General features: G+C 65.7%; 7 protein-coding genes and 2 pseudogenes. 3 read left to right on the forward strand and 6 right to left on the reverse strand.

The window, feature by feature from the left end; translation table 11 throughout:
• Both ACI944_RS10745 and ACI944_RS10750 read right to left on the reverse strand, forming a co-directional pair.
• Nucleotides 1-448 (reverse strand): annotated as a pseudogene (locus ACI944_RS10745) (argininosuccinate lyase); the annotation flags it as partial.
• A gap of 4 nt (nucleotides 449-452) precedes the next feature.
• The gene (locus tag ACI944_RS10750) at nucleotides 453-1,652 is read right to left on the reverse strand and encodes an argininosuccinate synthase (protein WP_411719048.1); all 1,200 of its coding nucleotides are present in this window, start codon (nucleotides 1,650-1,652) and stop codon (nucleotides 453-455) included.
• A 281-nt stretch (nucleotides 1,653-1,933) separates the two neighbouring features.
• On the opposite strand from ACI944_RS10750, the gene ACI944_RS10755 reads away from it, so the two are divergent.
• A complete protein-coding gene (locus ACI944_RS10755) occupies nucleotides 1,934-2,410 on the forward strand; it encodes a DUF456 family protein (RefSeq protein ID WP_411719049.1) in 477 nt (158 codons plus the stop codon).
• A gap of 92 nt (nucleotides 2,411-2,502) precedes the next feature.
• On the opposite strand, the gene ACI944_RS10760 is transcribed toward ACI944_RS10755, so the two are convergent.
• The gene (locus ACI944_RS10760; RefSeq protein WP_411719050.1) at nucleotides 2,503-3,024 is read right to left on the reverse strand and encodes a phosphate-starvation-inducible PsiE family protein; all 522 of its coding nucleotides are present in this window, start codon (nucleotides 3,022-3,024) and stop codon (nucleotides 2,503-2,505) included.
• Between the two features lie 137 nt (nucleotides 3,025-3,161).
• Complete coding sequence (locus tag ACI944_RS10765) at nucleotides 3,162-3,872, reverse strand: hypothetical protein (protein WP_411719051.1); 711 nt, start codon at nucleotides 3,870-3,872, stop codon at nucleotides 3,162-3,164.
• Nucleotides 3,873-3,992: 120 nt separating this feature from the next.
• Here ACI944_RS10765 and ACI944_RS10770 point away from each other — a divergent pair, with 120 nt between their 5' ends.
• Nucleotides 3,993-4,172, forward strand: a complete 180-nt coding sequence (locus ACI944_RS10770; protein WP_411719052.1) for a hypothetical protein — start codon at nucleotides 3,993-3,995, stop codon at nucleotides 4,170-4,172.
• Complete coding sequence (locus ACI944_RS10775; RefSeq protein WP_411719053.1) at nucleotides 4,172-4,657, forward strand: 2'-5' RNA ligase family protein; 486 nt, start codon at nucleotides 4,172-4,174, stop codon at nucleotides 4,655-4,657. The genes ACI944_RS10770 and ACI944_RS10775 overlap by 1 nt, the downstream gene beginning before the upstream one ends.
• A gap of 49 nt (nucleotides 4,658-4,706) precedes the next feature.
• Here ACI944_RS10775 and ACI944_RS10780 read toward each other — a convergent pair whose 3' ends face one another.
• Both ACI944_RS10780 and ACI944_RS10785 read right to left on the reverse strand, forming a co-directional pair.
• Nucleotides 4,707-5,264 carry a DUF6663 family protein gene (locus ACI944_RS10780; protein WP_411719055.1) on the reverse strand — a complete coding sequence of 186 codons (558 nt, stop codon included), beginning with the start codon at nucleotides 5,262-5,264 and terminating at the stop codon, nucleotides 4,707-4,709.
• A gap of 25 nt (nucleotides 5,265-5,289) precedes the next feature.
• Nucleotides 5,290-5,799, reverse strand: a pseudogene (locus ACI944_RS10785) (electron transfer flavoprotein); the annotation flags it as partial.

A 5,799-nucleotide genomic window follows, 5' to 3' on the forward strand; every position in this document is an offset into this window, starting at 1 on the left:
TCGTCGCCGCGGCGGCGTCAAGAGTGTCGGTGCGCAGCCGGTGTCGGATGCAGGTCGCGACCTCGTCGTTGCGGGACCGGGCGGTGTGCATCCGGCCGCCGCGCTCGCCGACCCGCTCGATGACGGCCGTCTCGATGGCCGCATGGACGTCCTCGCCGTCGGGAAGATCGGCGTGCCCGGCGGCCTGAACGTCGGCGAGCGCTTCGAGGATCGCCGCCGCATCCGCCCGATCGATGATGTCCTGCTCGTCGAGCATCACGACGTGGGCGCGGTCGACTGCGATGTCGGCGGCAAAGATGCGCTCGTCGGCCGCGAGACTCGACATGAAGCCGCGGGCGGGGCCGCCGCTGAAGCGCTCGCGGCGGACGACGTCGCCGTCAGCGCCCGGATCAGCCTGTCCGCTGTTCCCGGCGGCGTGTCCGCCGGCCTCGTCGTCATCCCCGGTCATCGATCTACTCCTCGTTGCCGTCGATGACGCGGTTGGCCAGGCGCTCTTGGAACCCGTGGTACTTCGCCACGCCCGTCGCGTCGCTCTGTTCGATACTCCCGGTGATGTCCTCGGTGTTGAACGAGGCGGCCTCCGCGGAGTAGACGGCGTACGTCGAGGAGCGGCCGACGGGACGGGCTTGACCGCCCTCGAAGCGGATCGTGACCGTGCCCGTCACGCGCGTTTGGGTCTCGGCGATGAATCCTTCAAGAGCGTCGATCAGGGGCGCGTTGACAAGCCCTTGGTACCCCTTTTCGGCCCACTCGTGGTCGACCTGTTTTTTAAATGCGCGCTCTTCTTTCGTCAATACGAGGTCTTCGAGGGCCGCGTGGGCGTTGAGAAGGACCGTCGCCGCGGGGTGCTCGTAGTTCTCGCGAACTTTCAGCCCGAGCATACGGTCCTCCATGATGTCGGAGCGCCCGACGCCGTAGTCGCCCGCGAGGTCGTTGAGTTTCTCGGTCAGTTCGACCGGCGACATCGCTTCGCCGTTGAGACTAACGGGGTATCCCTCCTCGAAGCCGACGTCGACCTCCAGCGTCTCCGCGGTCGGGGCGCTCGTCCACTCGTAGATGTCTTCCGACGGAACGTAGCCCGGTTCCTCGAGTTCGGAGCCCTCGATCGAGCGGCTCCAGAGGTTCGTATCGATGCTGTATTTGCCCTCATCGCCGCCCTCGATCGGAAGGCCGCGCTCCTCGGCGTAGGACTGTTCGAACTCACGCGTGAGGCCGAGTTCCCGAACCGGCGCGATAACCGAAAGATCCGAGTCGCGCCAGACGGCCTCGAAGCGGAGTTGGTCGTTTCCTTTGCCCGTCGAGCCGTGGGCGAGGCCCGTACAGCCCTGTTCTTTCGCGACGTCGAGGATCGCCTGCGCGATCACCGGGCGTGCGAGGGCGGTCCCGAGCGGGTAGCCCTGATAGGAGGCGTTGGCGCGGACGGCGTCGAAGCACAACTCGGCGAATTCGTCTTTGGCGTCGACAACGTAGTGATCGAGATCGAGCGCCTCAGCGGTCTTCTCGGCCTCCTCGAACTCTGAGGTGGGCTGGCCGACGTCGACGGTGACGCCGATGACCTCGTCGTAATCGTACTCCTCTTCGAGCAGCGGTACACAGACGGTGGTGTCGAGCCCGCCGGAGAAGGCGAGCGCGACGCGGTCGGTATCTGACATTGTGTTGTGTGGTGGAATGGACCGTCAGCCGGACGGTCGTCGTTGGAAATCGGGGCGAGCGCGACGAGGGGGGTGGTACTAGTCGGGCCTACCGGCCCGTCGCGGTCGCGAGAGAAGGAAGGACCCACCGCCGGAAGCGAGCGCGTCGGTGCGGTGGGATCGAGTCATGTACCCGATTCTAACCGCAGAGCGATATTAAACCCTTGCGGAACGGCCGGGCGTGTGTCAGGCCGTGTCGATCCCCGACAATGTTTCGACGGGTCGGGCCATTTATATATGCGATGCTCCCCCTTAATCCGGCGGTCGTCGCGTTTGCACTGCTCATCGCTGGCGTTGTCGCGAGCTTCGTGCCCCTGGTACCGGGGGGCGTCCTGTCAATTCTTGGCGTGGGGTACTACTGGGCGGCAACAGGTGACCCCGGAACGATCGCGTTGCTTGGCTTCGTCGCGTTGGGCGGCCTCACCGTCGCTGTGGACCTCCTCGGCGGGGCCATCTCGGCGCGGGTCAGCGGTGCGTCAACGCGGACGACGGCCGTCGCCGCGGTTGCAGCCATCGCGTTGCTCCCGATTCTCGGCCCGTTCGGTGCCATTCTTGGCGTCGTCGGATCGGTGTTCGCCTCGGAGTATCGACGCCACGGCGACATCCGGCAGGGGACACGCACTGCGGCCGTCACGGCCGTCGGGATGCTCGCCTCAAGCGCGATGCAGGCGGTATTGACGCTGTCGATGCTCGTGGGGTTCGTGTTCGTGTGGCTGTGACCCGGCGGGTGGTTTAGACCCAAAAGGTCTCTGCCGGTGAGATTCGCACTCGGCGTGGACCTGTGTATGAGTCGCTAATTGTTTAGGAACGTTCAGTCGGACTGCATCATGACGCCGCCCCCGTAGGATCGCTCGGCAAAGAGCAGGGCGACCAGTGCAAAAATAATGATCGCGTAGGACCCGGCGGCGAGCATGGCTTCCTCAAGCGAACCATACTCCCCCGTTCGAAAGATAATAGCTTTCCGGACCATCGCTATGACACCGGTATAAATCACGAGTTGAACGATTCGCCGAGTGTCGTTTTCTTCGACGTATGCGAGCACCGTTTGATACACTTCGACGATGATTAATAGGAGGAGACCCGTGTCTATGAAGCTAATAACGACCAGGGGGTCGGTGATGCCACCCGACCGCACAGCCTCGAATATCTGAAGCATTAGGTCAATGACCCCTACCGCAAAGAGTGCAGCGAAAACGGTTGCGGCGGCCAACTCGGTCCCGTGGACGAATTGGCCCACAGCGAACGTATACCGCTCTGCCCACGATTGCTGGGGCTTCTGTTCGGGGGGGTTGGACGAGTTCTCTACACTAGGGGAGTTGTCGTCACCACTCATCTATGTAATGCAGCGTGTTCGTCCGAGGTAGCTGATCGCCATCTACGAACACGTACGCATTGGGGACGCATATACTGTCGGTCGTAGTATCGTCTCCAAGTAGACCAGGCCGATCTCGAGGTGAACTACAGACCCGCCTACCGCTTCCGGCCGACCAACAGCGAACCGAGGACCAGCGCTGAAATACCAAACGCGAGGGAGGCGCCGCCGTGCGTGGCGGCACCCTCCCGCGAGTACTCGATCGGTGCCATGCCCGTGCCTGATGCGGGGGCCGCGACGACCTCGAAGTCCTCGCCGAAGGTGGTCAGCCCCGGCCACGCGACGGTACCGCCGTCGTTGCGCTCCGGCTCCGGCGAGGCGCGCTCGATCGCGTAGCCCTCGGGGGCGACGACCACCAACTCACGATCGAGCGTCTCGAACAGCGAGAACGGCTCGGCGAGGACGACTTGGCCATCGTCGACTGACGCGACGTTCTCCCAGCGGAAGTCGTATCTGACGGTCCCCGTCTCGCCGACGACGGCCGTCTCAACGGTGACCTCACCGACGCGGAGTTCGCGGTCGAGGTTCTCGTTGGCCGTCCGAGAGACGAGTTGCATCTCCTCGCGGAAGCGCTCAGCGGCGGTGGCTCTGAGCTCCGCGTTCGAATCGGCCCGCTCGAAGACCTCCCGCTCGTCGGGATCCGAGAGATCGAACTCGTCGGTGAAGGTGGCGTTGGCGTCGCCGTCAGCGTCGAGTTCGACGACGAACTGGCCGTCCGCGGCGGACTGAGCGGCAGCGGTGCCGGCGATCCCGCCGAGCGCGAGGGCCGCGATACAGAGGGCGGCGAGGAGTCGGGCGACGGTGTGCATGGCCGGGGCATCGCCGCCCGGGGGCAAAAGCGGCCCGATTACCGACGGCAAGCATCACGTAGGTGGGGAGGCGCGACGGCGGCCGTAGTGTTTTTGCGTCGACGGTCCCCAGCTAAGCCCATGCTCGACAGGAGCGAACTCGCCGTCGAGGACCTACTCAAGATCATCCTCCTGCTCGTGATCGCGCTGTTGGTCCTCGAGATTATCGGCCTGTTCGTCGAGGTGCTCGCCTCGATCAGCCCCGTCGTGGCGCTCGTGATCGTCGTCCTCATTATCGCGTACCTTCTGGATTACATATAGTGTACAGCTGTAACGTCACCGTCCCCCCTGACCTCTCGCGGCTGGCTCGTGGGCTTGCGAGCGACTGCTTCGAGGCAACGCCCCGAGACCGACACAGCCTCCTCGTCAAACGGCTCGGCGACGGCCGGCCCTCAGCGCTCGCCCGCCAGGTTCGGGAGGCGCTCGCCGGCGTCGGCCCCTTCGAGGCGCGGCTCTCGACGATCGAACTGTTCAGGAATCCGCCGGTGGGTCCCGGCCCGGTCGCGTACCTCCGAGTCGACTCGCCACAGCTCCTCGAAATGCACCGCACGCTCTGTGACCTATTCGACCCCGTTGAGGGGCTGGAGGGCGAGGGGTACGTTCCCCACGTCACGATCGCTCGCGGCGGCGATGCCGGGCGGCTGGCCGGCCGGACCGTCAGGAACCGGACCTGGACGATCGACTCACTGTCGGTGTGGTCGCCGAAGTACGACGAAGCCGTCGAGCGGATCGCGCTACCCGTTTGATCAGCCGCCTCGGCGGCGCATCCGGAGAGCGGCGTCGTTTAGCTAGTCCTCACTCGTAGGTATCTCGCATCGTCCGCTCCAACAGTCCGTCCGGCCCGAGTACGATGTAAACAGCGACAAAGGGATCGTCGCCGTCAAGCACCCACACGGAGAAAGGCGGGTCGGCCCCGTCGGCGGCGCGGGCAAGCAACGGTTCAAGTGGCTTCGTTCCGTCGCGGAACTCGGCGAAGAGGTCGCGGCTGCCGGGCTGTTCGGCGAAGGTGTAGACGATCCCGTTGGGGTTGCGGTCGGTGTCGTATGTCACCCGCGAGTTCATCGCCTCGTCCTCGGCGCGGGCCGTCTCAAAGCACGTCCGGGCGGCCTCGAAGAGGGGTTCCTCGGTGCGACGGAACCAAAACCGCGTCTCGGTGTCGACGGTCGCGTCGACAAGCGTCGGATCGTCGCCCTCCCAACGGAGGTCACCGTCGACCCGGTTGCCGACCGCGGCGTCGGGGAGCGAGGAGCGGGGAATGTACGCCGGATCGGCCGAGTTGACATCGAGAAGGAGCCGCTCGTTGTCGGTTCGGCCGGCGAGCACCCGGAACGGACCCTCGGTGTAGCGCGTCATAGTTTCAGTACATGCCGGGAGATGGTTAGTTCCACGACAGCAGGGCCCGGAGTTGCGCCCGCGAGAACAGGGAGCTCGGCCGGTCCATGTGAACGCCGATCTCGCCCGAGAGCGCGCGCATACCCGCCTGCTGGATCGGCCGTGGCAGCGAGTAGCCGGCCCGGAGGGCCGCCCCGAGCGCCTGGTCGCCACCCAGCGCCGATCGCCAGGCGTGTTCGTACTCGTGGAGGCTCGCTGGGTGGGCGGGGTCGATTTCTCGCGCGGCGATGTCGGCCGCGCGCATCCCGTAGAGGATACCGCCGCCGGTGAAGGGCTTCGTCTGGCCGGCCGCGTCGCCGACGAGGAAGCTCCGCCGGCCGACCGTTCGGTCGGGCGGGCCGATCGGGATCGCCCCGGAGCAGCGGCGCTCGATATCGACGCCGTAGTCGTCGACGAGCGCTTCAAACCGTCCGGGCGCGTCGTCGCCGGGTGCGACCGCGAGGCCGTACTCGACGCCCGCCGCCCGTCGTGGGATGCGCCAGGCGAAAAATCGGGG

The organism is Natronomonas sp. (assembly GCF_046710025.1).
Lineage (GTDB): Archaea > Halobacteriota > Halobacteria > Halobacteriales > Haloarculaceae > Natronomonas.

Bases quoted from the DNA above. Each gene is read 5' to 3' on its own strand.
- ACI944_RS10770 (WP_411719052.1), top strand. From the start codon at position 3,993: ATGCTCGACAGGAGCGAACTCGCCGTCGAGGACCTACTCAAGATCATC.
- ACI944_RS10750 (WP_411719048.1), bottom strand. From the start codon at position 1,652: ATGTCAGATACCGACCGCGTCGCGCTCGCCTTCTCCGGCGGGCTCGAC.
- ACI944_RS10755 (WP_411719049.1), top strand. From the start codon at position 1,934: ATGCTCCCCCTTAATCCGGCGGTCGTCGCGTTTGCACTGCTCATCGCT.
- ACI944_RS10765 (WP_411719051.1), bottom strand. From the start codon at position 3,872: ATGCACACCGTCGCCCGACTCCTCGCCGCCCTCTGTATCGCGGCCCTC.
- ACI944_RS10760 (WP_411719050.1), bottom strand. From the start codon at position 3,024: ATGAGTGGTGACGACAACTCCCCTAGTGTAGAGAACTCGTCCAACCCC.
- ACI944_RS10780 (WP_411719055.1), bottom strand. From the start codon at position 5,264: ATGACGCGCTACACCGAGGGTCCGTTCCGGGTGCTCGCCGGCCGAACC.